Origin of the sequence: Rhodococcus wratislaviensis (assembly GCF_900455735.1) — a bacterium.
GTDB classification, from domain to species: domain Bacteria; phylum Actinomycetota; class Actinomycetes; order Mycobacteriales; family Mycobacteriaceae; genus Rhodococcus_F; species Rhodococcus_F wratislaviensis.
In genome coordinates, this window is the sequence record NZ_UAUI01000024.1 from 507,368 (window position 1) to 533,696 (window position 26,329).

The following is a 26,329-nucleotide window of genomic DNA, read 5'->3' on the forward strand; positions in this document are numbered from 1 at the left end:
CGCGGGTCCGTCCGCCTACGCGGCGGCCTCGGGAAAGCCGCCCATGCGGTCGAGGTGGCTCTCGACGTCGTCGATGAAACCGGGAACGAAACGCAGATTGCCCATCCGCGTCCGCTTCAAGAAGCCGGCGGTCGCGCGCGCCGACAGCAAGCGGGTGTCCTCCAGGAATCCGCTGAGATCCTCGTACGGCTCCTGCACCGGCCACGTCGAGGTGTGCACGCGGAACGCCTGACGATTGCTGCCCCACGCCGCCACCGGCCACGCGTCGCCGGGCTTCATCGGCGTCTCGATGCCCCGCTCGTAGTCCGCCGACTCGAGCAGACGCCGACCGACCCACGACGCCATCCGCACACTGACGGCGTTGCCGACGAGCTTCCACCGATGACTGTTCCGCAGACCGGGGACCAGCGCGGCGGGCGCCGTCCAGTCGGGGTCGAAACCCTGCAGGCGTTCGGCGTCGATCAGTCCGGGGGTCACGATCTCACCCGACGGCAGTCGCACGGCGGGTGGGCTCGCGATACCGACGGACGACCCGCCCTTCAGCGTGGGGACCGCGTTGACCGCCCAGCCGAGACCGCGGGTGCCCTCGGTCCAGTAGAAACCGCACGGGAAGTCGGCGTGGTCGTCGACGGGGCGTTCCCCGGCGTCCTCACCGAACAGCACCGCGCGGGGGTCCTCGGTGCGCGAGGCGAGCATCAGGACCCGCTGACGGCGCTGGGGGAGTCCGAACGCGCGAGCATCGACCACCCGGTACGCCCACGTGTAGCCGAGGTCCTCCAGGGCGTCCGTGATATGCCTCATAGCCGCCCCGCGACCCAGCTGCAGCATGAACGGCACGTTCTCGATCAGAAGCCAGCGCGGACCCTTCTTCCGCTTCACCAACCGGAACACCTCGTCGACGAGGCCGGAACGCGAACCCGTGATTCCGGCGGTCCGGCCGGCCTGCGAGAGGTCCTGGCACGGGAAGCCGGCGGCGACGAGTTCGATGTCCTGGGGGAGGGAACGCAGCTTGGTGACGTCGGAATGCACAGGGACGTCCGTGAATCGGGTACGCAGAACCGCCTGGGCGCCCGGGTCGATCTCACAGAGCAGTTCGGTGTTCCAGCCGTGCTCTCTCAGACCCAACTCGAGCCCGCCGATACCGGCGAACAGGCCCACCATGCTCCCGGTTGACGTCACGGCACCCTTCCTCACGAACCAGTCACCCGAGAACGTTACTCGAGATCTGTGCTCCCTTTGACCAACGACCCGTGAGTACTTATCAACGGCGGGCGGTTAATAAGTACTCACGGGTGGCGAAGCCACATATGGCAGGCTGCTTCGCGGGCAAACGACCGGGTAGAAGAATCGAGCCGAGGAGGCGTCCCCAGCGTGGATCAGCTGATCGTGGTGATCGGGCTCATGCTCGTCACAGTCCTGATCGTCGGCCTCGGTGACCGATTCCACGCACCTTGGCCGGTACTGCTCACGATCGTCACCGCCGGTGCCGCGTTCGTGCCCGGCATCCCGCACGTCGAACTCGAACCCGAACTGATCCTGCCGCTGTTCCTGCCGCCACTGCTGTGGGCGCTGGCCCGCCGGACGTCGTGGGCGATGTTCGTCGACCGCTGGAAGACCATCGTCGTCCACTCCGTCGGCCTGGTCATCGTCACGACCGCTGCGGTCGCGTGGACGGCCTGGGCGCTCGTGCCCGGCATCACCCTGGCGGCGGCGATCGCGATAGGTGCGATGACCGCCCCACCCGACCCGGTGGCCGTCGAGGCCGTCGCCGAACCCGTCGGGATTCCGCGTCGACTCGTCGGCGTCCTGCAGACGGAGGGCCTGTTCAACGACGCCGCCGCGCTGGTCGCGTTCCAGGCGGCGCTCGCCGCGACGATCGCCGGTGAAGACCTGCACTTCGGTTTCGAGGTGCTGCACTTCCTGTACACCGCGGTCGCGGCGGTGCTGATCGGTCTCGCATCCGGCTGGGTGGGGTCGTGGCTGGTCGTGCGGATCGTGGACGTCCCGGGCCGCAGCGGACTGACCCTGGTCATCCCGTTCGTCGTGTACCTGCTGGCCGAGGAGATCCACGCGTCCGGGGTCATCGCCGTCGTGGTGGCCGCGGTGCAGATGAGCGCCGCCGACTCCGAGGTCGACGCCGAGGACCGCCTGGCGAGTGCCTCGTTCTGGCACGTCGCCGAATTGCTGGTCACCGGCTTCGCGTTCGGGTTGATGGGTCTCGAATTCCGTCAGATCGTCGACGACGCGGGCAGCGATCTGTGGACGATGGTGCTGCACGGCGTCGTCATCGGAGTGGTGCTGGTGGTGGTCCGCGCCCTCTGGATGGGCGTCACGTGGCTGTACATCCGCGGGTACGAGGACAACGCCTCCTCCGCGCCCCGCACCCCCGCCGAAGCCGTGGTCATGACGTGGTGCGGGATGCGCGGCCTCGTCACCCTGGCGTTGGCGCTGAGCCTCCCGGTCGACGATTTCCCGTGGCGTTCCGAAGCCGTCGTCATCGCGGCGGTGGTGCTGGTGATGAGCATGGTCATTCCGGGATTCACCCTGCCGTGGCTGGTGAAGGCACTCGGCGTCGCCGGTGTCGCCGACGCGGAGGATGCTGAGGAGCGGGCACTGGTCGAGCGGGCCCGGCACGCCGCGCTCGAGGTCGTGACGTCCGCGCCGACCAACCTGCCGCCCGAATCGGTGGCCCGGCTCAAGGCGCTCTACGACCGGCTCGAACAGGACTCCGCGCCCGGCACCCACTCGCCGGAGTACTCGCAGCGCATCGAACAGCTCAAGACCCGCCGCGACGAACTGCGGGCGCTCCAGCACCGGGCGCTGGTCGCGGCGCAGGCCGAAGTGTTGCGGGCCCGCAACGAAAAGGGGCAGGACCCGCACGTCGTCGACCGCGTCCTCGAGCGTCTCGACCGCCTCTCCACCGCGAGCAACACGCAGACTTTCCACCACTGAGAGTCCTAGACTTCCTGTAGGTGGGAGCACAGGGAGGCGCCATGATCTCGGGTTTCCGGAACCGGCCGCACCTCCTGCGCGACGCCCAGGGCAGCGGCCTCGTCGAAGCGTTCGTCATCATCGGGATCGTCACGATCCTGCTCACCCGCGCCTACCTTCACCTCACCGGTTATCCGCAGGTCGGGGGTTCCTCGCTGCACATCGCGCATGTCCTGTGGGGCGGACTCGGCATGGTCGTGGCCCTGGTGACCGTGTTCTCGTTCCTCGGGATGAAACCGCGCGTCCTCGGCGTCGTGATCGGCGGCGTCGGGTTCGGTTTGTTCCTCGACGAGATCGGCAAGTTCGTCACCAAGACCAACGACTACTTCTACCGGCCGTCCATCGCGATCATGTACGTGGTGATCGTCGTGTTGCTGCTGGTCAACCGGTCGCTGCACGACGTCCGGCCGCCGACCCCGACGGAGGACGTCGCCAACGCCGCCGCCATCGCGCTCGGCGGACTGGACCGTGGGCTGGACCGTGCACGCCGGGAGCAGGCGCTGGCGCAATTGCGCCGGGCGGCCGCCGCCGGCGCGGACGAGGCGACCCTGATTTCGGTCCGGGATCTGCTCGCCCACTGCCCGGACCGGAACGGCCGGACCGTGCCCACGGCCCGGGAGCTGGCCCGGCGCGCGACCCCCGCGTTCGCCAGGGGGCCGGGCATGCTCTGGACCGCGGCGGTCCTCCTCACCCTGTTCTCCACCCTGGGACTGCTCAGCGCCGTGATCACGCTCGACGACGACCTCCGCGGCGACGAGGGAACCGACATCACGACGGTCGGCCAGCTCACCGGGTCCGCGATCGCGTTCGTCCTGTGCTGGTCGGGCATCGTGCGACTGCGGAACGGGAAGCTGTGGCCGTTGCAGTTCCTGCGGGCCGCGGCCCTGGTCACGGTCCTGCTCACCGAGGTGTTCGACTTCGTTGCCCAGGAGTTCGGGGCGCTGCTGAACGTGGCGGTCGGACTCGGCGCACTCGTCGTCTTCTCGTCGCGCATCGCGGTCACGGAACGAGCCCGGGCACTGACTCTCGACAACTCTGCTGCAACGAAACTCGGCCCGTTGCCACCCCGGGAGCCGTCGTCGCTTACCGTAGACAGGTGAGCATCCAAGCCTCCGGTGCCTCGACCTGGCCCGCAGTACTGACGTGGCGGGCGGACAACGCACCCCGAATGGAATCGGTGCGCGTCCAGCTCAACGGCGACCGCATCAAGGCAGCAGGCCGGATCATCGGCGGCGAGTGCCCCGAGCATCCCGCGTTCAGCGCGTCCTACGACCTCGTCACCGACGAAAGCGGCGTCACCCGCCGGCTGTCGCTGCGGACGTCCGTCGCGGCCGGTGAGCGGCAGATGTCGATCAGCCGGGACGAAGAGGGCACGTGGATGGTGGAGCACGGCGCCAACCACCAGCGGTCCACGTTCGACGGCGCCCTCGACGTCGACATGGTGCTCAGCCCCTTCTTCAACGCCCTGCCCATCCGGCGGTACGGACTGCACCTCGGGTCCGAGGACGTCGAGGTCCCCGTCGTCTACGTGAACCTCCTGGACCTGCGGGTCGAGGGCGCGATCCTCACCTACAGCAGCGGTCCGGACGGCATCCACGTGCTGTCGCCGGTGTCGAGTTCCTCGGTGACCGTCGACCGCGACGGGTTCATCATCGACTACCCGGGCCTGGCCGAACGGATATAGGCGGCGCAGCCGCCCGTGCGTGGTTAACGAGTCTCTGGACTCGTCGAGCACTCACAGGCGGCGGAGCCGCCCTCCCCGCCGACCCGCATCACGCATGTCGTCGATCCAGCCTTCGCGGCCGGGAACGATGCCGGTGATCTCCCACGTCTCCTGGTTGTCGTACGTCAGGCGCGCGGTGTGACCGGCCTCGACGAGCGTCGCCGTCGACGACTGTTCCGCCAGTTCGGTCCGCGCGTCCTGCAGCAGCACCAGCGCCTCGTCCAGGGCGATCAGCAGGGCGTCCCGGTTGCCTTCGCACATGGCCCGGACGAGTCCGGGCGCGCTGCCTGCCACGCGGGTGCCGTCGCGGAACGAGCCGGCCGCCAGGCCGAGCGCCAGCGGCCCGCCGCGGGCTCCGGTTATCGCGAGGGTCTCGGCCAGTAGGTGCGGCAGGTGCGAGATGCGCGCGACCGCCCGGTCGTGTTCGGCGGATTCGGCGGGTACGACGACGGACCCGCAGTCCAACGCGAGCTGCGCGACCTGCGTCCAGATGGCGGGGTCGACGCCGTCGTCGGTGCCGACCACCCACACGGCTTCCCGGAACAGGTCGGCGCTGCCGACGCTCCACCCGGACGCCGACGTTCCGGCCATCGGGTGCCCGCCCACGTAGCGGTCGGCGAGTCCCTGACGGGCTGCCGCCGCCGCGACCTCCGCCTTGACGCTGACGACGTCGGTGATCGAGCAGTTCGGTGCGTACAGGGCGATCGCGGTGAGGGTGGCGGCGACGGCGGGCACGGGTACCGCGATCACGATCAGCGCCGACGCGGCCGACGCACGCTGGAGCACCGCGACCAGATCGGTGTCGGCGTCGAATCCGTCCGCCCGGGCGGCGTCGACGGACGGCGCGGATCGGTTGTGACCCCACGCTTCGCGGCCCGCCCGGACCGCCGCACGCAGCAGTGAACCGCCGATCAAGCCCAGGCCGAGCACGCACACGGGAGGTGCGGAAGGGGTATCAGACACCCGAACAGGTTGGCACATTCGAGTGCGGACTTCATTTACCGGCACCCCGCGGGCTACCGTTGCGCTCATGGGTGCACAGCGCGCGGAAAACAACAGCGCCTCCTCGGATCGGGCAGAGGATCTGGAGGGCTTCGGTGTCGCGGTAGTACACGAGGACGGCCGGTGGAAGGTCAAGGCCCTCACTTCGGCTGCTCTGACCAGTCTCAGCGTCGCGGAGGAGGAGCTTCGGGCCCTCCGTAGCGCGGGCGCGTTCTTCGGTCTGCTGGACGTGGACGACGAATTCTTCGTCGTGCTCCGGCCGGCGCCGTCGGGAACGCGTCTGCTGCTGTCCGACGCCACCGCGGCCATCGACTACGACATCGCCGCGGACGTCCTCGAGGCGCTCAACGTCGAGGTCCCGGACATCGACCCGGACGAACTCGACGACATCGAGCCGTGGGAGGAAGGCGACCTGTCGCTGCTCGCCGACCTCGGTCTGCCCGAACCCGTTCTGGCTGTGATCACGTCCGAGACGGACCTCTATCCCGACGAGCAGCTCGGGATGATCGCGCAGCGGCTCGGGTTCACCACGGAGCTGGCCGGGGTTCTCGACAAGCTTCCCCGGTAGTTTCACGCGCTGTGACTCTTCAGGACGACGAGCGGATGATCCGCGCGGCGATCGAGGCGGCCCGTGCCGCCACCGACGCCGACGTGCCCGTGGGTGCGGTGGTGTTCGACGCCGAGGGTGTCGAGGTGTCGCGGGCGGTGAACTCGCGGGAGGCGATGTCGGATCCGACGGCTCACGCGGAGATCATCGCGTTGCGGGCCGCCGCCCGGGTGTACGGCGACGGGTGGCGCCTCGAGGGGGCGACGCTCGCGGTGACGCTGGAGCCGTGCACGATGTGCGCGGGCGCGCTCGTGCTGGCCCGGATCTCCCGGGTGGTGTTCGGGGCGTGGGAGCCGAAGACGGGTGCTGTCGGTTCCCTGTGGGATGTGGTCCGCGACCGCCGTCTCACGCACCGCCCGCAGGTCAGGGGCGGTGTTCTGGAGGACGAATGCGCAGGCATCCTCGAAGACTTCTTCCGTGAACGGCGCTGACCGGTTTCAAACTCTTTCGTGGGGTACTCGACACAATGTGGCCGGGTCCGCATGACCCGTGCTTCTCTGGAGACAGGCGCCGACGAGGCGCCGCCGGACCCGTCCCCGGGTTCGAAATCGGATTCACGGAGGTATCTCGTGGGAATCGCAGACAAAGCTTCGAACAAGGCGGAAGACCTCAAGGGCCAGGCGAAGGAAGCCACCGGTAAAGCCACGGGCGATCCGGACCTGCGCGACGAGGGCAAGGCCGACCAGGCGTCCTCGGCGGTGAAGGATGCCGGCGAGAAGGTCAAGGACGCCGCAAAGAACCTCAAGGACAAGCTGACTTAAACGGCTTCACCTGGCGATTTCGGGCTCGGGCGCCACATCCGGTAAAGTCACCGGCGGTGGCGTGTCCGAGCGGCCTAAGGAGCACGCCTCGAAAGCGTGTGACGGGTAACCCCCGTCCGAGGGTTCAAATCCCTCCGCCACCGCCAAAGCTCCCCACCTGCACACGCAGGTGGGGAGTTTTTTTGTGCATCCGTGCCGGGAATGTTCGTTAGCGTGTCCTGGAGGGAAGGGGCACAGACATGCGCATCGACTCGACGGGCAGGACGGCGCTGGTCACCGGATCGACGCAGGGCATCGGTGCCGCGATCGCAGCGGGTCTCGCCCGCTCCGGCGCGCGGGTGGCGATCAACGGCCGCACCGAGAAGTCCGTGGGTGCGGCGATCGAACGATTGCGGGCCGAGGTCCCGGACGGCGAATTCGTTCCGGCGGCCGCCGACGTCACGACGGACGAGGGCGCGCGCCGGGTCCTGGAGATCGTTCCGGGCGTCGACATCCTCGTCAACAACCTCGGGATCTTCGGCTCCCAGCCGGCCCTGGACATCGACGACGACGAGTGGCGCCGCTACTTCGAGGTGAACGTGCTGTCCGCGATCCGGCTGACCCGCCTGGTCCTGCCCGGCATGGTCGAACGGTCCTGGGGCCGGGTCCTCGACATCGCCAGTGACTCCGCGATCGTGATTCCCGCGGAGATGATCCATTACGGGATGTCGAAGACGGCGCTGCTGGCGGTCTCGCGTGGCTTCGCGAAAGAGGCGGCGGGGACGGGCGTCACGGTCAATTCGGTTCTCGCCGGTCCCACTCACACGGGAGGTGTGGAGGATTTCGTCTACAGCCTGGTCGACAAGGACCTGCCGTGGGACGAGGCGCAGCGCGAGTTCATGAAGAAGTACCGGCCGCAGTCGTTGCTGCAGCGCCTCATCGAGCCGGAGGAGATCGCGAACATGGTTGTCTACCTCAGTTCGGCGCAGGCGTCGGCGACCACCGGCGCCGCGGTGCGGGTCGACGGCGGCTACATCGATTCCATCGTCCCGTGACCGTTCGTTCACAGCACTCTCCCAGGTCGTACCGAGTGACATCCATTGAAGCTGCAACTAGCCTGATCTCATGAAAAAGCTGTGGTGGTTGGTCGGCGCAGTCGTCATCGTCGTGATCGCGGTGCTGGTGGGCCCGTGGTTCTACGGCCAATTCATCGCAGAGGACGACGCACCGGCGGCCTCGGTGTCGACCGAGGGCGCGGAGGCGGCCACCGGATCGGTCGACGGACAGTGGACCGTCACGCCGGGGCAGGGCTCCAACCAGACGGCCGCGGGGTACACCGTTCACGAGATCCTCAACGGCGCGAGCGTCACAGTGGTCGGATCGACCGGCGACGTGACCGGCACCGCGACGGTCGAGAGCGAGAAACTCACCGCGGGTGAGGTGACCGTGCAGGTGGCGACCATCGCGACCGATCAGTCCCGCCGCGACAACCAGTTCCGCGGCAACGTGATGGACACCGGCACGTTCCCGACCGGCACGTTCACGGTCGATTCCCCGGTCGATCTGTCGGGGCTGCCTGCGGACGGTTCCGTGGGGACGGTCTCCGCCCAGGGCACGCTGACGCTCAAGGGGCAGTCGCGTCCGGTGACCGTCGACATCGACGTGCTCCGTTCCGGCGACGACCTGATCGCCTCGGGCAGCATCCCGGTCACCTGGACGGACTTCGGTGTGACGCCGCCGTCACTGGGCTTCGTGACCGTGGACGGCAACGGCACGGTCGACTTCCTGGTCAGCTTCGCGCGTTCCTGACGGCGCCCAGCCGGGCGGCCCGAACACGTAGCCGAGCTTGTCGCGCCACGACGACGCCCGGCGCCAGTCCCGGACGATGGGCCCGTATTCGTGGGTCTGCAGTTTCCAGATGTTGTACGTGCCCACGGGTTTGGTGAGTCCGTAGGTGGGGCGGTGGGTTTCGGGCTGGAACGTGCCGAACATCCGGTCCCACACGATGAGGATGCCGGCGTAGTTGCGGTCGAGGTATTCGGGGTCGCAGCCGTGGTGGACGCGGTGGTGTGAGGGAGTGTTGAACACGAACTCGACGGGCCTGGGCAGCTTGTCGATGCGCTCGGTGTGGACGAAGAACTGGTAGACGAGGTTCACGGAGAATCCGATGAACACCATCCACGGCGGAATGCCGATCAGCGGCAAGGGAATCCACATCAGGATTTCGGCGCCGTTGTTCCACTTCTGGCGGAGGGCGGTGGAGAAGTTGAAGTATTCACTCGAATGGTGCGCCTGGTGGGTGGCCCAGATGAGGCGGATGCGGTGCGCCATCCGGTGGTACGCGTAGAACAGCGCGTCGACGCCGAGGACGAGGATCACCCACGTGTACCAGGCGTCCGGGGGAAGGTGCCACGGCGCGAGGTACACCCAGATGGCGGAGTACCCGATCAGGGCCAGCAGCTTCCAGAACGTGGTCGTCAGGATGGACACGGCGCCCATCGACACACTCGCGCGCGCGTCGCGGCGCTCGTAACCTCCGCGCACCGGGCGGGACCGTCCGTCGGGGTCGAACGTCGCGTCCTCGAGGTGCCGGGCCGCGAACCATTCGATGGCGAGGAACAGCACGAACGCCGGGATGGCCAGTGTGACCGGTTCGTGCAGAGGCGTCAGCAGCGCCGAATTCCACGCCGACGTCACGGTCTCCCACATGCTGCTTCCTCCATACAAGACGATCGTCCAGTTCAATGTACCTCGGAGTGACACGCATCACTATCGGCCCGAAACGCAGCGACGAAAAGTGCTCATTGGGTGCGCACTTTGCCGCGGAGAATGAATCCCGTCAGCAAGATCGGATCAGTCGAAAGGACTCGTCATGTTGCGAGGACTCACCACCATCAGTCTCTTCGCCGACGACATCGCGGCAGCCCGCGAGTGGTACAGCGCGCTGCTCGGCATCGCCCCCTACTTCGAACGCCCCGACTCCGAGAACCCGGCATACATCGAGTATCGGATCGGCGACTACCAGCACGAGCTCGGCATCATCGACCGTCGATACGCCCCGCACGCAGCCGCGGACGGTCCGTCCGGCGTGGTGGTGTTCTGGCACGTCGACGACGTGACCGCCGCCGTCGAGAAGCTGCTGTCGATGGGCGCGAAGGAGCATGAGCCGCGCACCGAACGTGAGTCGGGGTTCGTCACCGCGTCCGTTGTCGACCCGTTCGGCAACATCCTCGGCGTCATGTACAACCCGCACTACCTGGACGTTCTGGGTGCGCGCGGCGAAGCGTGAGTTGCCGGTTTTCATACTGGGATGGTAGGAATTCGGTGTGCACATCACCGCAAAGGTGGACTACGCCGTGCGGACGCTGATCGAACTGGCCGCTGCCGGGCCGTCCCCGTCCAAAGCCGAGTTCCTGGCACAGTCGCAGACCATTCCGCACAAGTTCCTCGAGGCCGTCCTCGCCGACCTTCGCCGCGGGGGACTGGTCAACAGCAGACGTGGACCGGACGGCGGGTACTGGCTGGCCCGTCCCGCCGAGGACATCACGATCGCCGACGTGATCCGGACCGTCGAGGGTCCGCTGGCGTCGGTGCGGGGTGAACGCCCCGAGGACGTCGACTACTGCGGGCCGGCCGCCAAATTGCAGGACGTGTGGATCGCGGTGCGGGTGAACCTGCGGGCCGTGCTCGAGAACGTGAGTCTCGCGGACGTCGCGAACGAGCAGCTGCCGGGTTTCCTCACCACGCTGACGTCCGACCCGGGGGCTTGGGAGCGTCGTACCCGACCGGTCACGACGGCTGACGAGGGCGCAGCGCGCGGCTGATCGTCCGGCCGGCCGCACGCACCAACGGGACCAGTGCGTTCAGCGACGCATTCTCCGCCGACACCACCAGCGACACCGCCGCGATCGCCGTTCCGGGACGCTCGAAAATCGGTGCCGCGACGGAGACGGCGTCCATGGTCACCTGACGATCACTGATCGCGACCTCGGATCGGCGGATCTCGGCAAGCGTCCGCCGCAGTACGACGGGGTCGGTGACGGTGCGGTCGGTGAACTTCTCGATCGGCCCGCTCAGCACCTGCTCCTGCACGTCGGCGGGCATGTACGCGAGCAGGGCCGGGCCGATACCGGACGCCGTCAGCGGGAACCTACCGCCGACGCGGGTCTGGACGGGCACGGCCTTCTGTCCGGCGATGCGTTCGACGAACACGACCTCGGTGCCCTCGGCGATGCCGAGCTGGACGTTCTCCCGCGTGATCTGCGACAGGTCCTCCATCACCGGCATCGCCAGTTCGCGCAGCATGGTGCCGCGCGGCGCGAGCGACGCGATCTCCCACAGCTTGAGCCCGACGGTGAAGCGGCCGCTGCTGTCACGTTCGAGGGCGCCCCATTCGATGAGGTCGCTGGTCAGCCGGTGCACGGTGCTCAGCGGATACCCGGACTTCCGCGACAGATCGCTGAGGGTCAGCCGCGGCGCCGAGGGGGTGAAGAGCTCGAGGAGCCGCAACGAGCGAATGGTCACCGATCCGGTGATCGCCATTGCTCGTTCTCCGTCTCACAGTTCCAGCGTCAGACGTGGACAGCTCGCACGCGAGACGCAGATCATCATGGTGTCGCCCTCGGCCTGCTCGTCCGCTGTGAGCAGGGAATCCCGGTGATCGACAGTACCGCCGAGCACGGCCGTCTCGCAGGTTCCGCAGGTCCCTTCCTCGCAGGACGACAGCACCTGGACGCCGGCGGCGGTGACGGCCTGCAGGATCGACTGCTCGGGTGCGACGGTCACGGTCTTGCCGCTCAGTGTCAGCTCCACCTCGAACCCCTCGGCCCGGACCGGCTCCTCGAGATCCTTGGCCGCGAAGCGTTCGGTGCGCAGCGCGCCGGACGGCCAGCTGTCGCAGTGACCGGTGACGGCGTCGAGCAACGGCGCGGGCCCGCAGCAGTAGACGAGGGTGTTCTCCCGGACGTCGCCGAGCAGTCCCGGTAGGTCGATGAGGCCGTGCTCGTCCTCGGGGTGGATCACCACCCGGTCGCCGAAATTCTCGGCGAGTGCGTCGGCGAACGCCATCGAACCGCGGCTGCGTCCGCCGTAGACGAGGGTCCAGTCGGCGCCGGCGTTCTCCGCGGCGTGCGCCATGGTGAGGATCGGCGTGATCCCGATGCCGCCCGCGACGAACACGTACTGCGGTGACGGCTCGAGCTCGAAATGGTTGCGTGGTCCCCGGACCGTGACGCGGTCGCCCTCGCTCAGCTTGTCGTGCACGAACTGCGAACCCCCGCGGCCCATCGCCTCCCGCAGCACGGCGACGCGCCAGATCCCGGTGTCGGCCGGGTCGCCGCACAGCGAGTACTGGCGGGTGAGCTCCGGAGTCAGCACCAGATCGATGTGCGCACCCGGCGTCCACGTGGGCAGGTCGGCGCCGGACGGGTCCCGGAACTCCAGGACGACGACGCCGTCGGCGCCGGTGGTCCTTGTGGTCAGCTCCAGCTCGAGTACGGGTTCGGGTGGGATAGGCATGGCGGTCTCTCCGGGGTCAGACGGGAACGGGAGCGGATTCCGGCGCGGCGGGCAGCGGCGTGGCGGTCACCGGCGGATCGACGGGGTGGTGCCCCTCTGGGTGGGCGAGCAACCATTCCCAGAGGGCGGCGGGTTCTTCCGCGACGTGGCGTGCGCCGCAGTGGCACTCGCCCTCGAGCAGGTCCGACCCGGGAAGCCAGACGATACGCATCACGTTGGCGCCGCGGAGCATCCTGGTCGGCTCCACGGTTCAGCCCACCGCCGCGGCGGTGACGGCCTGCGGCGCGTCGACCAGCTTCTTCAGGATCCGGCGTGCGCCGAGGCCGCCGGCGTCGATGTTGATCGACAGTTCCTGGTAGCCGTCCTTCTCCGTGTCGAGCGCCTTCTGCAGAATGTTCAGCGCTACGACGTCCTGCATCACGACGGTCCGGTTGTTCTCGGCGAGGAAGGTCGTGACGGCGTCGTCGCCGAGTGCGAAGTCGCGGGCCACGGCCCAGAAGTCGAGGGTGGAATTCTCCGTCGACGGGGTGATCGCGTAGACGATCTCGCTGTGGAACGCGTGCGGGTCGGTGCCGTCGTCGCCGGGCAGCGGTGCGCCGATCGGGGCGATGCGGCTGTGCAGCAGGTACAGGCACGGCGGCGTGTACTCGATGTCCTGCCAGCGGGTGATGCGGCCCTCGATGCCGGTGGACTTGGAGTAGAACGGCGGGCACTCCGCGTCGTCCATGTGCCGGGACACGTAGATGACGTTCCGGTCCTCGTCGATCTCCGTGGTGATCGGGGTTTCCGCCACCTCGGGGGTGCCGATGTAGCCGCCGTGCAGGTACGTCTCGTGCGACAGGTCCATCAGGTTGTCGACGAGAAGGCCGTAGTTGCAGTCGATCGGTTCCATGCCGCTGACCACGGTGTAGTCGGGGGAGTCCATCCACGGTGCGCGGGGGATGCGGGTCGGGTCGCCCTGTTCGGGGTTCTGCGGGTCGGCGATCCAGACCCACACGAACGAGTCCTGCTCGACCACCTGGTACTGCTTCAGCCGGGCGGTGCGGGGAACGCGCTTCTGGCCGGGGACGAACACACAGCCGCCGTCGCTGCCGTAGGTGAAACCGTGATAGCCGCAGACCACCGTGTCGCCGTCGAGCCGGCTCGGCGCCTCGGACAGCGGGTAGCGGCGGTGCACGCAGCGGTCGCTCATCGCGACGGCCTCGCCGGCCTCGGTTCGCCAGAACAGAATCGGCTCCTCGCAGATGGTGCGCGAGAACAGTTCGCGTCCGACCTCACGGCCGTAGGCTGCGACGTACCACTGGTTGCGGGCGATCGTGGACATGAATGCCTCCGGAATATGCTGGGCTGCTGCGTTGTTCGTGACGCCGGACTCGGTGGGGCATCAGCGTCGTCCCCACCACTGTGCGGCACCGGAGGTGATCCACCACACTCGGTTTCCGAATGTCGGAAGGGTTTCGTCAGGGCTGGCGGACGAGGTAGGCGAACATCGTCACCGACATGTGGAAGTCGCCGCGGCGGGCGGCGGCGTTCAACTGGTCCAGCAGTTCGGCGCTCTGCACGTCGGTGATCGCACCCTCGGCGATCGCCGCGGCGGTCATCATCTGGACGAGTGGGCCGGTCACGTCGCCCGGATCCTGGATCAACGCCTCCGTGCCGATGTCCTCGACGACGAGCCCGGCGGAGGTGAGCTGCCCCGGGAGCAGCCGTCCGGAGTGCGGGTTCGCGGTGTGCGAGAGCATCACGTCCATGATCTTCTGCAGGACCAGGGGATCGCCGGGGTGCATGATTGCCGTTCCCCAGTCGCTGTCGACGATCACGCCGCGCCCGCCCGGCCGTAGAACGCGGGCCACTTCCGCCGCCGCGCGGTCCGGTTCGCTCAGGTGCTGGAATACCCGCTCGCACCGCACGACGTCGAGGCGGTCGTCGGGGAACGGCAGCGAGTAGGCGTCGCCGATCACGAACTGCGCGGTCGAGCCCTCCTCCTCGGTCCGCTCCCGGGCGAGGAGGGCCATGCCGGGATTGGGATCGAGTCCGATTGCGCGGCCCGACGGGGTGACCGCGGCGGCGAGGGCACGCGTCTCCGACCCGGTGCCCGAGCCGATGTCGAGGGCGCTCTCACCCGGCTGCACCTGCAGGGCCGCAAGCGACCACTCGCGCAGTCGCCGGATTCCCGGGCGCGCGGCTTGCAGGTCGAGGACGGCGGCGAGTTGGTCCAGGGCGGCGCGGTCGATCTCGTCCGCCCGGAACGACAGCGGCGCCGTCGGATCGGACATGTTTCCACCGTAACGCCGTGGTGACTCCCGACACAGTGCCGCGCGGACTGTGGGCAAGAACATAAAAGTTGCACGGTCACGCAAATTTGCAGAGCTCTGCAAGTTCTGTACCGTCGGAGTAGTGATTTCGGAAATCGGACTGCGGGACCGCAAGAAGGCCGCCACGCGCGCAGCCCTCAGCGGCGCCGCCGCACGCCTGGCCCGCGCGCTGGGCATCGAATGCGTCACCGCCGACGCCATCGCGTCCGAGGCGGGAGTCTCGACTCGGACGTTCCACAACTACTTCTCCAGCAAGGAGGAGGCGGTACTCGCGCACTTCGAGCAGTCCGTCCACGACTGGGTCGACCTGCTCCGCGCCCGTCCCGAGGACGAGCCGATCTGGGATTCCCTCGAGCACGTGGTGGTCCAGATCGTCACCGATCCGGCGAAACCGCTCGAAGAGACCGCGGTGATGATGGAACTCGTCGAGACCAGCCCCGCGCTGCTCGCGAAGAAACTCGAAGTGCACCTGCGCGTCACCCGTCTGGTCGGTGAGGTGATCGCCGAACGCACGGGCACGAACATCGACACCGACCTCTACCCCAACCTGCTGCACCTGGCGGTCGGATCGGCGTGCAAGGCGTCGCTCGACCTGTGGATGAGCGGCAAGTCCGGTGCCAGCGGGCCCGAAGAACTGGTCCGCGACGCCATGCGTCAACTCCGTCAGGGAATCCCGCAGCCGTAGCCGGCTGCCCGAATCAATCTTCGTTCCACCGACTCAGAAGGAGTCTCTCGTGGCCACCTATCTCTATCGGATCGGCAGATTCGCCTACCGGCGAAAAGGCGCGGTCCTCAGCGTCTGGTTGGTGATCCTGGTCCTCATGGGCGTCGGCGCGGCAACGCTGTCGGGGCCCACGAAGGACTCGTTCTCCATCCCGGGCACCCCCGCGCAGCAGGCGCAGGACCTGATGGCCGAACGGTTCCCCGAGGCCGCGGGCAGCGACCCGATGAACGCCGTCAGCGCGCGCTATGTGTTCGCCGCACCCGAGGGGCAGACCCTCGAGAGCGAGCAGAGCCAGCAGGCGATGGACGCGGTGCTCGCCAAGGTGCGCGGCATCGAACAGGTCCAGGACGCCGCCAAGGTCGATCCCGCCACCGCCTCGGGCGCCGACGCCGCGAAGGCGCTGGTCAACCCCGTCACCGCGAACGAGCAGCTCGTCGAGATGGCGAAGTCGTCCGCGGCCGACAAGGGAATCAGTGAAGACGCCGCCGTCGCGAACGCGCAGGCGCTGTCCCCGCTCAACGCCGACAAGACCGTCGGCTACGTCGAGGTGCCGTTCAAGGGCGGCATGGGCGACGTCGACCAGGCTCTGCGCGACCACATCTCGGCCGCAGCCGACGCCGGCCGCAACGCCGGACTGACCGTCGAGATCAGCGGTTCGGCCGCCAACGAAGCCGAACCGCCCGGCGGCGCCACCGAACTCGTCGGTATCGGCGTGGCCGCTGTCGTGCTCGCGCTGACGTTCGGTTCTCTGGTCGCCGCGGGTCTGCCGTTGATCACCGCGATCATCGGCATCATGATCGGCAGCCTCGGCATCACCGTCGCCACCGGCTTCACCGACCTCAGCTCGATGACACCCACGCTGGCCATCATGATCGGCCTGGCCGTCGCCATCGACTACTCGCTGTTCATCGTGTCCCGGTTCCGGCACGAACTCACCCTCACGGACGACCGCTCGGAAGCGGCCGGACGTGCCGTCGGCACCGCCGGTTCCGCCGTGGTGTTCGCCGGTCTCACGGTGATCATCGCCCTGATCGCGCTGCGCGTCGTCGGGATCCCGTTCCTCTCCGACATGGGCGCAGCCGCCGCGTTCACGGTGTTCATCGCCGTCTCGATCGCGTTGACGCTCCTGCCCGCGATCCTCGGGCTGTTCGGGAAGAAGGCGTTCGCGGGCAAGATCCCGTTCCTCAGCAGTCGTGACCTCGAGGACGACGAGGGCAAGCCGAGCCTCGCCCTGCGATACATCAGCGCCGTGGTCCGCAGGCCCGCGATTCCGCTGATCGCCGGAGTCGTGGTGCTCGGGGCGCTCGCCATCCCCGCGACCGGCCTGAGCCTGGCCCTGCCCAGTGAGGGCACCGGCGACCCCGCCACCAGCTCGCGGCAGGCCTACGACCTCGTGAGCGAAGGCTTCGGCCCCGGCAAGAACGGTGCGCTGCTCGTCGTCGTCGACGCCAAGGACGTCACCACCGGCACGCCGTCGGAGGCGTTCGGTGAGGTCGTGAAGACCATCACCGCACAGGACGACGTGTCCAACGCTCAGGTCGTCGGCGTGAACAAGGCCGGTGACACCGCGCAGATCCTGGTGACGCCGAGCAGTGCCCCCAGCGATCCGGCGACGATGGATCTGGTGAACAACATCCGCGGTGCGGAGGCAGATCTGCACGACTCGATCGGCGTCAACTACGGCGTCACCGGGCAGACCGCGCTCGAAGGCGACGTGTCCGAGACGCTGCAGGACGCGCTGATCCCATACCTCGCGGTGGTCGTGGGTCTCGCGTTCCTCCTGCTGCTCCTGGTGTTCCGCTCGGTGCTCGTGCCGCTGACCGCCACGCTCGGCTTCCTCCTCAGCGTCGCGGCCACGTTCGGTGCCACGGTCGCCGTGTTCCAGGAGGGCTGGGGCGGCATCATCTCCAACCCGCAGCCGATCGTCAGCTTCATGCCGATCTTCCTCATCGGCGTCGTGTTCGGTCTCGCGATGGACTACCAGGTGTTCCTGGTGACCCGGATGCGGGAGGAGTACGTCCACGGCGCGACCGCGAAGCAGGCCGTCACCGTCGGCTTCAACCACGGTGCCCGGGTGGTCAGCGCCGCCGCGGTCATCATGATCTCGGTGTTCGCGGCCTTCATCGCCGAGCCGAACTCGTTCATCAAGTCGATCGGCTTCGCCCTGGCGGCGGCCGTGTTCTTCGACGCCTTCGTCGTGCGCATGGTGATCATCCCGTCCGTGATGGCACTGCTCGGCGACAAGGCGTGGTGGCTGCCGAAGTGGCTGGACAAGATCCTGCCCAACGTCGACATCGAGGGTGAGAAGCTGAAGAAGGCCCTGCACGACGCGGACAGGCGCTCCGCGCCCGTGAGTGGTTGACGAGTCTCTGGACTCGTCAACCACTCACGGGGCCGCAGGCCCCGAAAATCCGCGGGCCTGCGGTCGTTTCTGTTGGTAACCTTCGGACATAATGATGACCCGCCAGGATCGCTGCCCATGTTGAATGCCCTGCTCACCACGTACCTCCGCCCGTACAAGCGGGAGCTCACGGCGGTCGTCCTGTTCCAGCTCGTCGCGACCGCGGCAGCCCTGTACCTGCCCAGCCTGAACGCCGATCTCATCGACAACGGCGTCACCAAGGGCGACACCGCGTACATCCTGTCCACGGGCGTCATGATGCTGCTCGTCACCGTCGTGCAGATCATCTGCTCGATCGGTTCGGTGTTCTTCGGCGCCCGTGCCGCAATGGGTTTCGGGCGCGACGTGCGCCGCGCCGTGATGCATCAGGTCGGGAGCTTCTCGTCCCGTGAATTCGGCCGTTTCGGCGCGCCGTCCCTGATCACCCGCAACACGAACGACGTGCAGCAGGTGCAGATGCTGGTCGTGATGAGCTGCACGATCCTGGTGATGGCGCCGATCATGTGCGTCGGCGGTGTCGTGATGTCGATCCGTGAGGACGCCGGGCTCGCCTGGATCCTGGCGGTCACCGTGCCGGTACTCGCGCTGTCCATGGGTTTCGTGATCTCGCGGATGGTGCCCGCGTTCCGGGAGATGCAGACCCGCATCGACGGGGTGAACCGGGTGCTGCGTGAGCAGATCACCGGCATCCGGGTGGTGCGGGCGTTCGTCCGCGAGCGCTCCGAGATGCAGCGGTTCGGCGACGCGAACGAGCAGCTCACCCAGACCGCCCTGCGGGTCGGCAGGCTGACCGCGGTGATGTTCCCCCTCGTGATGGTCATCGCGAACATCACCAGCGTCGCCGTCATCTGGTTCGGCGGTCACGAGATCAACAGCGGCACCATGCAGGTCGGCTCGCTGACCGCGATGCTCAGCTACATCATGCAGATCCTGATGTCGGTGATGATGGCGTCCTTCATCGCGATGATGGCGCCCCGCGCCACCGTCTGCGCCGAACGCATCGGCGAGGTGCTCGCCACCGATTCCACCGTCGTGCCGCCGGTCGATGCGGTCACCGTGCTGGAAGCCCCGGTGTAGTGGAACTGCGCGACGCCCAGTTCAAGTTCCCCGGCGCCGACGAACCCGTGTTGCGCGACATCAGCTTCCGCGCCGAACCGGGCAAGACCACGGCGATCATCGGCGGCACGGGTTCGGGTAAGACGACGCTGCTGTCGCTGATCCCACGCCTCATCGACGCCACGTCGGGTGCGGTCACCGTGTCCGACACGGATGTGCGTCGCATCGACTTGGACGTCCTGCGGTCCGGCATCGGACTCGTTCCGCAGCGGCCGTACCTGTTCTCCGGCACCGTCGCCACCAACCTCCGGTACGGCAAACCCGACGCCACCGACGAGGAACTGTGGCGGGCGCTGGAGATCGCGCAGGCCGCCGATTTCGTGCGCGCGATGCCCGAGGGTCTCGACACCCCGATCGCGCAGGGCGGCACGACCGTCTCCGGCGGTCAGCGGCAGCGGCTCGCCATCGCGCGGGCACTGGTCCGTCGTCCGTCGATCTACCTGTTCGACGACTCCTTCTCGGCCCTCGACCTCACCACCGACGCGCGGCTGCGTGCGGCGCTCAAACCCGAGACGTCGGACGCGTGTGTCATCGTCGTCGCCCAACGCGTCTCGACGATCGTGGAGGCCGAGCAGATCGTGGTCCTCGAGGACGGCGCCGTCGTCGGAATCGGCACGCACGACCAACTGCTCGAGACGTGTCCGTGTTACGTCGAGATCGTGGAATCCCAACGATCGGTCCAGGAAGCACTATGAGCGATCGCGCAACCACCACCACCGCCGACAGGCCCGCCGGCCCGCGTATACCGGGACCGGTCGCTCCGGGTGCCCCGGGGTCCAAGCCGAACGACCTGTGGCCGTCCACCAAGCGGCTGCTGCGGCGGCTGCGTCCCCACCGGATCGCCGTCGGCGTCGTGCTCCTGGTCGCTGCCGTGTCGGTGGTGCTCACCTCGATCGCGCCGCGCATGCTCGGTCAGGGCACGAACCTGATCTTCGACGGCATCATCGGCGCGCAGTTGCCCGCCGGGATGTCGAAGGACCAGGCCGTCGCCGCGCTGCGGGCCGACGGTCAGAACACGTTCGCCGACATGGTGTCCGGCATGGCCGTCGTACCCGGTGTCGGTATCGACTTCAGCGCGCTCGGCCGGGTGTTGGCGATCGTGCTGGCCCTGTACCTGGGGTCGTCGGTGTTCATGTGGCTGTCGGGTTTCCTGCTGAACATCATCGTGCAGGGCGTCGTGAAGAATCTGCGCGCCGAGGTCGAACGGAAGATCCACCGACTTCCGCTGCGCTACTTCGACTCCCACTCCCGCGGCGACCTGCTCAGCCGCGTCACCAACGACATCGACAACGTCTCCCAGTCGTTGCAGCAGACGATGAGTCAGCTGATCGTGTCGGCGATGACGGTGATCGGCATCCTCGTGATGATGATCGTCATCTCCCCGCTGCTCGCGTTGATCGCGGTGCTGACGGTGCCGCTGTCGATCCTGGTGACCGCGCAGATCGCGAAACGGTCCAAGACCCACTTCGTGTCGCAGTGGAAGTCGACCGGAGCACTCAACTCTCACGTGGAAGAGGCGTACACGGGCCACGAACTGGTCACCGTGTTCGGCCGTAGCCGTGAGGTGGAGGCCCGCTTCGAGGAGCAGAACGAAGCGCTCTACCAGGCCAGCTACCGGGCCCAGTTCATCTCGGGCCTGATCATGCCGGCGATCATGTTCCTCGGAAACCTCAACTTCGTGGCCATCGCCGTGCTCGGCGGCATGCGGGTGGCGTCCGGCACGATGAGCCTCGGCGACGTGCAGGCGTTCATTCAGTACTCGCGCCAGTTCACCCAGCCCCTCACCCAGATCGGGGCCATGGTCAACCTCATGCAGTCGGGTGTGGCGTCCGCCGAGCGGGTCTTCGCCATCCTCGACGAGGACGAAGAGCAGCCCAACCTCACCGAAGCTCCGACGCCGGCCGAACCACTGGGCCGGGTGGAGTTCTCGGACGTGTCGTTCAGCTACTCGCCGGAGAAGCCGCTGATCGAGAAACTGTCGCTGGTGGCGGAACCCGGTCAGATGGTCGCCATCGTCGGACCCACCGGGGCCGGCAAGACCACACTCGTCAACCTGATCCTGCGGTTCTACGAACTGGACGGCGGCAAGATCCTCCTCGACGGCGTCGACATCGCCGAGATGTCGCGCGACGACCTGCGGTCCCGCATCGGCATGGTGCTGCAGGACGCGTGGCTGTTCGGCGGCACCATCCGCGACAACATCGCGTACGGACGTCCCGACGCCACGGAGGAGGAGATCCAGGCGGCCGCCCGGATCAGCTACGTCGACCGGTTCGTCCACTCGCTGCCCGACGGTTACGACACCGTCATCGACGAAGAGGGCAGCAACATCAGCGCGGGTGAGAAGCAGCTGATCACCATCGCCCGCGCGTTCATCTCGCAGCCGTCGATCCTGATCCTCGACGAGGCGACCAGTTCCGTCGACACCCGCACCGAGCTGCTGGTGCAGCACGCGACGGCGGTTCTGCGCAGTGATCGCACGAGTTTCGTGATCGCGCACCGGTTGTCGACCATCCGCGACGCCGACCTCATCGTCGTCATGGAGGACGGCCGCATCGTCGAGCAGGGCAGCCACGACGACCTGCTCCTCACCCGCGGAGCGTACTACCGCCTCTACAACAGCCAGTTCGTCGGCGCCGATGTCTGACGACTTGTGAGTACTTATCAACCCCCCGCGGTTGATAAGTACTCACAGGCAGGCGGCGGCGCCTCCGGATTCGAAGGTGGCGGTGTCGCAGTAGGCGGAGCGCGGATAGTACGGACCCATCGTGGTGGCGGGGTCGGTGTGATTGCTCTGCGAGGCCTGCACCGACTGAGGGTAGAAGGCGTCGGACGGCAGCATGTACCGCAGGAACAGCACCTTCTTCGCGACGTCGGTGGAACCCCAGGGGATGACGGTGACGGTCGGGTCGGATGCGGCGCGAGGGGGGACGTCCTGCGGTGCGGCGACGACGTAGGTGTAGTTGCCGTCGCCGTCGGTGCGGGTTTGGAAGTCGGCGGCGCATGCGACGACCGGATAGGGCGTCACCTGATCGTTCTGGCACATCGACCAGTACCGCACCTGGCGGCCGGGTGCCGTGACGGGTTGGCCGGCACGGGTGTCGGGGAACGTCGGCGCCCGGCCCTGCACGACGACGATGCGTCCGGGCTGATACGTCAGCCCCGCCCCGACATACTTGTTGTCGCCGTTGGGAAACAGGCCCGACGTGCTCGCGGGGTTCACGAACGTCGCCTCGGGCACGTTGCCGGGGAACGCGCCGGACGCGGCGCCGGCGATGACCTGATCGAATCCGGCCTCCGCGACCTGCCCGAGTGGGCCGTCGTCGTAGGCGGAGGGATCGAATGCGGATCCGCAGGTCGGCACGGGCGACGTGCGGCCCCCGGATGTCAGCGTCACGTCGGGAAGGGGAACGCCGCCCGTGGGCGATGCCGGGTCGTCGGGCACGTACACCCGGATGATGAGGAATCCGACGGGTACCGACTGCGCGTTCGCACCGGTGGGCAGGGCCTGAATCTGGTTGCGCGAGTGATCGGCCGGACCGGTCACAACCGTCGCGTGCCAGCGCTTCCCCGCGGCGGGCAGGGAGCCGGCGGCAGCGTCGGCGAACGGGTTTCCGCTGCCGGGGTCGGGTCCGATCTGGTTGTCGCGCAACGTGTCGACGGTGTCGAAGTTCGTCCCGTACGTGTTGAGCGAGAAGTAGCGGGCGGCCGGATATGTGCCGCTCAGTTCGATGGTGTCGCCCGGCCCCAGCGCGTAGGGCAGAACCCAGTACGTCGCGTTGGCGTCGGGGAAGGCGACGTCGAGCACGGTCGAGTCGGACATGAACTGCCACGCGCACTGCGTCGTCGGGGCGGGCTGCGCGGACGCGAGGGATGCTCCGCCGGACCACAGCAGCAGAACCAGCACGGCGGCAACGACTTTCCCGGCCATGGCCGTCAGAACACCTCCCCGAACGCGGTCAGCTTGTCGATGCCCTCGCGGTCGATCTCGCCGGGTGTGTACCGGTTGATCAGCTGGATGTAGGCGAGGTACCGGGCCATCGCGTCGGCACCCTGCTGGGCGAACGCCGGGGGGAGCGGCGCGGCGAGCTGAGTCGGCAGGTACTGGGTCATCAGCTGGGCGGCCATGGCCGGACCGCGCGGGTCGTGATCGAAGGTGTTGTCGAGTTCCGCCCGACCGCGTTCGGTGGCGTAGTCGTAGAACTCGTACTGGAACGACGCCGGGTCGACGTAGGCGGTGGGCCCCAACCACTTCGAGTACACCGCGACCTTCGCCTCCGGGGTGCGCAGCACGTAGATGTGGGTGGGGGAGTTGTTCCAGTTGACCCCCTGCGGTGCGTGCTCGTTGGTGGCGAGGACGACGTGGTCGCGCCCGGCCGCGGCGTTGCTCCGCAGCAGCGGCACGAGGTCGACGCGTTCGGCGTACGTCGCGAACAGGTCCCCGGCCATCCAGTTCCGGTCGCCGTGCCCGAGCGTCGCGAGCAGCGGCACCACGTCGACGCTCGATGTGAGCTGCCCGCGCGGGGTGTCGGTGTCGCCGGTGAATCGCCCGGTCGGGTCGGCGACGATCAGCGGGATGTGGAAGGCCTCGTCGTAGGCGGTGGACAGTTTGCCGGCGACGAATCCGTGCGCCCCGGCGTATTCGCCGTGATCGGAGGTCATGACGAAGACGGTGTTCGCCGCGACGTCTTCCGGCAGCGAGTTGATCACCGTGCCGATGTGGTGATCGACCATCGACAGCACGTTGGTGTAACTGTCCAGGGCCCGCTCCCAGTACGTGTACGGCGCGAACGCGATGTGACGGTCGGGATCGGTGCCCTGACCGTAGGGCTGGAGGTAATAGTTTGACAGATTCTGGATGTCGTCGGTGACGCCGCCCCACACGAGGGCCTGGAATTCCCGCGCGAACACCTGGGTGCTCGGTTTCGACTGCAGTGCCTTTTCGGGTTCCCAGTTGGGCGGCACGGACGGATAACCCAGCCGCGGAGGGTCGCTCTCGCCGGTGGTCACCGACCAGGCCCGGGCGGGACTGAGCGGGGGAACGTTGTTCGCGTACAGCGACTGATACCGTTCCGCTTCCGTTCCGGCCCAGAAGAACTGCTGGTCGTGGGGATTGACGAAGCTCGCTGTGAGGCAGAACGGGCCGTCGCCGGGTTTACGTGTCGACAACCACGCCGCGGCCTGGTCGGCGATGTGCCCGTCGAATTCGAATCCCTCACCGTTCAATCCGATGATGTCGGGCATGGTCAGTCCGTCGAACCCGTACTCCTCGAGATAGCCGGGGGCGAGTCCCGAGTCCTCGTCGGGGGACGGCGACAGATGCCACTTGCCGACGTACGGCGTGACGTAGCCCGCCTGCCGCAGCAGCTTGCCGTACGTCGGAAAGTCCCTGCCCATCGCGGGCGACGGGACAGGGGATGCTCGATTACCGGTCCGCGTCTGCAGCATCCAGTTCTGCAATGGATACAGCCCGGTGACGAAACACGCACGGCCGGGGCTGCAGGCCACCCCGGCCGTGTAGTGCTGCGTGAACTTCACCCCGGGCGCCCATAGCGTGTAGAGGTTGGGCATGAACCGCTGCAGGAACTGGTCGGCAGTGGTGATTCCGGCCGGAAAGACCTGGGGAAACCGCATCTCGTCGACGACGATGAACACGATGTTGGGCTGCACGTAATTGCTGGGCTGACGCCGCAGCGGCTTCTCCGAGGCGTCCGCTCGACGATCGAACAGGCCCGACATCACGGTCACCCCGCCCGCCGCTGCCGCACCCGAGAGAAACGTTCGCCTGTCGATCCGGTGGCCGGCCTTCTCGTCGCTCATGGCGGTTCCTCCGGTCGAAGGGATGGGATCGTCTCACTCTCTGTACCCACTTTCGAACGAAGTAGTGATGTGTCGCCGGAAATGTCGCCCGTGATTGGATACACCGGTGAATGCTGTAGTCCCGACCCCGCCCGATCCGTTCTTCACCGTCGGCACCCGACTCGACGGGCAGCTGGGCCGAACCGGAACCATTCACACCCCGCACGGCGACATCGCGACGCCGTCGTTCGTCGCCGTCGGCACCAAGGCCACCGTCAAGGCGGTGCTGCCGGAGAGCATGAAGGAGCTGGGCGCGCAGTCGCTGCTCGCCAACGCGTACCACCTGTACCTGCAGCCCGGGCCGGACATCGTCGACGAGGCCGGAGGTCTGGGCAAGTTCATGAACTGGGACGGCCCGACGTTCACCGACAGCGGCGGATTCCAGGTCATGTCGCTAGGCGTGGGGTTCAAGAAGGTCCTCGCGATGGAAGCCGTCGGGGTGCGTTCCGACGACGTCATCGCGAAGGGCAAGGAACGCCTCGCGACCGTCGACGACGACGGGGTCACGTTCAAATCGCACCTGGACGGGTCGCGGCACCGGTTCACGCCCGAGGTGTCGATGCAGATCCAGCACCAGCTCGGCGCCGACATCATGTTCGCGTTCGACGAGCTCACGACGCTGCTGAACACCCGCGGGTACCAGGAGCAGTCGGTGGAGCGGACGCAGGCGTGGGCGGTGCGCTGCATCGCCGAGCACGAGAAGCTCACCGCGGAGCGTTCACATCGCCCGTACCAGGCGCTGTTCGGGGTCGTGCAGGGCGCGCAGTACGAGGACCTGCGGAGGCAGGCGTGCCGGGGGCTCGAGTCGATCACGGGGGAGAGTGGCCGCGGCTTCGACGGGTACGGCATCGGCGGGGCACTCGAGAAGCAGAACCTGGGCACCATCGTCCGCTGGTGCAACGAGGAGCTTCCCGAGCACAAGCCGCGGCACATGCTCGGCATCAGCGAGCCGGACGACTTCTTCGTGGCCATCGAGAACGGCGCCGACACGTTCGACTGCGTGAACCCGTCTCGGGTCGCGCGCAACGCCGCGATCTACCACCCGGACGGCCGGTTCAACATCAACACCAGTCGCTTCCGTCGTGATTTCACGCCCATCGACGAGAACTGCGATTGCTACACCTGTGCGAATTACACCAGCGCCTACATTCACCATTTGTTCAAGGCGAAGGAAATGCTGGCGTCCACGTTGTGCACCATCCACAACGAACGCTTCACCGTCCGGTTGGTCGATCAGATCCGCGCCAGCATCGAAGGCGGCTACTTCGGCGAGTTCAAAGCCGACACCCTGGGCCGCTTCTACCGCACGTGAGTGGGAAAGCGTCCTCGGGCAC

At 67.6% G+C, this 26,329-nt stretch carries 24 protein-coding genes, 1 tRNA gene and 1 pseudogene; 16 read left to right on the forward strand and 10 right to left on the reverse strand.

The annotated features are described in order from the left end of the window. Nucleotides 1–15: 15 nt before the first annotated feature. Nucleotides 16–1,161 (reverse strand): DNA cytosine methyltransferase, encoded by a 1,146-nt coding sequence (locus DTA22_RS28230; protein WP_112301652.1) that lies wholly within the window; start codon nucleotides 1,159–1,161, stop codon nucleotides 16–18. Nucleotides 1,162–1,371: 210 nt separating this feature from the next. Between DTA22_RS28230 and DTA22_RS28235 the strand changes: the two genes are divergently transcribed. From DTA22_RS28235 to DTA22_RS28245, 3 genes are read left to right on the forward strand one after another with little or no spacing between them, the layout of a single operon-like run. Beyond that, nucleotides 1,372–2,952 carry a cation:proton antiporter gene (locus DTA22_RS28235; protein ID WP_112301653.1) on the forward strand — a complete coding sequence of 527 codons (1,581 nt, stop codon included), beginning with the start codon at nucleotides 1,372–1,374 and terminating at the stop codon, nucleotides 2,950–2,952. A 41-nt stretch (nucleotides 2,953–2,993) separates the two neighbouring features. Continuing rightward, complete coding sequence (locus DTA22_RS28240; RefSeq protein ID WP_037228041.1) at nucleotides 2,994–4,091, forward strand: hypothetical protein; 1,098 nt, start codon at nucleotides 2,994–2,996, stop codon at nucleotides 4,089–4,091. Next, the gene (locus DTA22_RS28245) at nucleotides 4,088–4,675 is read left to right on the forward strand and encodes a putative glycolipid-binding domain-containing protein (RefSeq protein WP_005248751.1); all 588 of its coding nucleotides are present in this window, start codon (nucleotides 4,088–4,090) and stop codon (nucleotides 4,673–4,675) included. Before DTA22_RS28240 ends, DTA22_RS28245 begins: the two co-directional genes overlap by 4 nt. Nucleotides 4,676–4,726: 51 nt before the next feature. On the opposite strand, the gene DTA22_RS28250 is transcribed toward DTA22_RS28245, so the two are convergent. Next, nucleotides 4,727–5,695, reverse strand: a complete 969-nt coding sequence (locus tag DTA22_RS28250; RefSeq protein ID WP_112301654.1) for a prephenate dehydrogenase — start codon at nucleotides 5,693–5,695, stop codon at nucleotides 4,727–4,729. A gap of 49 nt (nucleotides 5,696–5,744) precedes the next feature. Here DTA22_RS28250 and DTA22_RS28255 point away from each other — a divergent pair, with 49 nt between their 5' ends. The 6 genes from DTA22_RS28255 (at nucleotide 5,745) to DTA22_RS28280 (ending at nucleotide 8,872) form a co-directional block, all read left to right on the forward strand. Then, on the forward strand, nucleotides 5,745–6,284 hold the full coding sequence (locus DTA22_RS28255; protein WP_037228037.1) for a tRNA adenosine deaminase-associated protein: 540 nt from the start codon (nucleotides 5,745–5,747) through the stop codon (nucleotides 6,282–6,284). An 11-nt stretch (nucleotides 6,285–6,295) separates the two neighbouring features. Next, nucleotides 6,296–6,754, forward strand: coding sequence for a nucleoside deaminase (locus DTA22_RS28260; protein ID WP_112301655.1), 459 nt, complete (start codon nucleotides 6,296–6,298; stop codon nucleotides 6,752–6,754). Nucleotides 6,755–6,892: 138 nt separating this feature from the next. Continuing rightward, entirely contained in the window at nucleotides 6,893–7,084 is a 192-nt protein-coding gene (locus DTA22_RS28265) for a CsbD family protein (RefSeq protein ID WP_009477222.1), read from the forward strand. Between the two features lie 55 nt (nucleotides 7,085–7,139). Then, a tRNA-Ser gene (locus tag DTA22_RS28270) sits at nucleotides 7,140–7,230 on the forward strand. 93 nt (nucleotides 7,231–7,323) lie between these two features. Continuing rightward, a complete protein-coding gene (locus tag DTA22_RS28275) occupies nucleotides 7,324–8,118 on the forward strand; it encodes an SDR family NAD(P)-dependent oxidoreductase (RefSeq protein ID WP_112301656.1) in 795 nt (264 codons plus the stop codon). Between the two features lie 70 nt (nucleotides 8,119–8,188). Continuing rightward, nucleotides 8,189–8,872, forward strand: a complete 684-nt coding sequence (locus tag DTA22_RS28280) for a YceI family protein (RefSeq protein ID WP_112301657.1) — start codon at nucleotides 8,189–8,191, stop codon at nucleotides 8,870–8,872. Here DTA22_RS28280 and DTA22_RS28285 read toward each other — a convergent pair. Beyond that, nucleotides 8,804–9,772, reverse strand: a complete 969-nt coding sequence (locus tag DTA22_RS28285; RefSeq protein ID WP_112301658.1) for a sterol desaturase family protein — start codon at nucleotides 9,770–9,772, stop codon at nucleotides 8,804–8,806. The two genes, DTA22_RS28280 and DTA22_RS28285, sit on opposite strands and share 69 nt — an antisense overlap. 163 nt (nucleotides 9,773–9,935) lie before the next feature. Here DTA22_RS28285 and DTA22_RS28290 point away from each other — a divergent pair, with 163 nt between their 5' ends. Beyond that, nucleotides 9,936–10,352, forward strand: a complete 417-nt coding sequence (locus DTA22_RS28290; RefSeq protein ID WP_112301659.1) for a VOC family protein — start codon at nucleotides 9,936–9,938, stop codon at nucleotides 10,350–10,352. Nucleotides 10,353–10,389: 37 nt separating this feature from the next. Further along, nucleotides 10,390–10,887, forward strand: coding sequence for an RrF2 family transcriptional regulator (locus DTA22_RS28295; protein ID WP_037228026.1), 498 nt, complete (start codon nucleotides 10,390–10,392; stop codon nucleotides 10,885–10,887). On the opposite strand, the gene DTA22_RS28300 is transcribed toward DTA22_RS28295, so the two are convergent. The 5 genes from DTA22_RS28300 to DTA22_RS28320 all read right to left on the reverse strand — a co-directional run bounded on the left by DTA22_RS28300 (nucleotide 10,853) and on the right by DTA22_RS28320 (nucleotide 14,856). Next, nucleotides 10,853–11,605: an IclR family transcriptional regulator gene (locus DTA22_RS28300; protein WP_112301660.1), complete on the reverse strand. Its 753-nt coding sequence runs from the start codon at nucleotides 11,603–11,605 to the stop codon at nucleotides 10,853–10,855. The two genes, DTA22_RS28295 and DTA22_RS28300, sit on opposite strands and share 35 nt — an antisense overlap. 15 nt (nucleotides 11,606–11,620) lie before the next feature. Continuing rightward, nucleotides 11,621–12,580, reverse strand: a complete 960-nt coding sequence (locus DTA22_RS28305; protein ID WP_112301661.1) for a PDR/VanB family oxidoreductase — start codon at nucleotides 12,578–12,580, stop codon at nucleotides 11,621–11,623. Between the two features lie 16 nt (nucleotides 12,581–12,596). Further along, nucleotides 12,597–12,812 carry a hypothetical protein gene (locus tag DTA22_RS28310; RefSeq protein WP_112301662.1) on the reverse strand — a complete coding sequence of 72 codons (216 nt, stop codon included), beginning with the start codon at nucleotides 12,810–12,812 and terminating at the stop codon, nucleotides 12,597–12,599. A gap of 18 nt (nucleotides 12,813–12,830) precedes the next feature. Then, complete coding sequence (locus tag DTA22_RS28315) at nucleotides 12,831–13,904, reverse strand: aromatic ring-hydroxylating dioxygenase subunit alpha (protein ID WP_037228017.1); 1,074 nt, start codon at nucleotides 13,902–13,904, stop codon at nucleotides 12,831–12,833. A 136-nt stretch (nucleotides 13,905–14,040) separates the two neighbouring features. Continuing rightward, nucleotides 14,041–14,856, reverse strand: coding sequence for a class I SAM-dependent methyltransferase (locus DTA22_RS28320; RefSeq protein WP_037228012.1), 816 nt, complete (start codon nucleotides 14,854–14,856; stop codon nucleotides 14,041–14,043). A gap of 121 nt (nucleotides 14,857–14,977) precedes the next feature. Between DTA22_RS28320 and DTA22_RS28325 the strand changes: the two genes are divergently transcribed. The 4 genes and pseudogenes from DTA22_RS28325 to DTA22_RS28340 all read left to right on the forward strand — a co-directional run bounded on the left by DTA22_RS28325 (nucleotide 14,978) and on the right by DTA22_RS28340 (nucleotide 21,783). Then, nucleotides 14,978–15,580, forward strand: coding sequence for a TetR/AcrR family transcriptional regulator (locus DTA22_RS28325; RefSeq protein WP_005253325.1), 603 nt, complete (start codon nucleotides 14,978–14,980; stop codon nucleotides 15,578–15,580). Between the two features lie 49 nt (nucleotides 15,581–15,629). After that, nucleotides 15,630–17,981: an MMPL family transporter gene (locus tag DTA22_RS28330; protein ID WP_112301663.1), complete on the forward strand. Its 2,352-nt coding sequence runs from the start codon at nucleotides 15,630–15,632 to the stop codon at nucleotides 17,979–17,981. Between the two features lie 117 nt (nucleotides 17,982–18,098). Further along, nucleotides 18,099–19,831: pseudogene (locus DTA22_RS28335) on the forward strand (ABC transporter ATP-binding protein). Continuing rightward, complete coding sequence (locus DTA22_RS28340) at nucleotides 19,828–21,783, forward strand: ABC transporter ATP-binding protein (protein WP_112301664.1); 1,956 nt, start codon at nucleotides 19,828–19,830, stop codon at nucleotides 21,781–21,783. The pseudogene DTA22_RS28335 and the gene DTA22_RS28340 overlap by 4 nt, the downstream one beginning before the upstream one ends. 42 nt (nucleotides 21,784–21,825) lie before the next feature. Here the strand turns inward: DTA22_RS28340 and DTA22_RS28345 are convergent, their stop codons facing one another. Next, complete coding sequence (locus DTA22_RS28345; protein WP_112301665.1) at nucleotides 21,826–23,067, reverse strand: hypothetical protein; 1,242 nt, start codon at nucleotides 23,065–23,067, stop codon at nucleotides 21,826–21,828. A gap of 5 nt (nucleotides 23,068–23,072) precedes the next feature. After that, on the reverse strand, nucleotides 23,073–24,956 hold the full coding sequence (locus DTA22_RS28350) for a sulfatase-like hydrolase/transferase (protein WP_112301666.1): 1,884 nt from the start codon (nucleotides 24,954–24,956) through the stop codon (nucleotides 23,073–23,075). 106 nt (nucleotides 24,957–25,062) lie between these two features. On the opposite strand from DTA22_RS28350, the gene tgt reads away from it, so the two are divergent. Continuing rightward, nucleotides 25,063–26,307, forward strand: coding sequence for a tRNA guanosine(34) transglycosylase Tgt (tgt, locus tag DTA22_RS28355; protein WP_037239538.1), 1,245 nt, complete (start codon nucleotides 25,063–25,065; stop codon nucleotides 26,305–26,307). Nucleotides 26,308–26,329 lie beyond the last annotated feature (22 nt).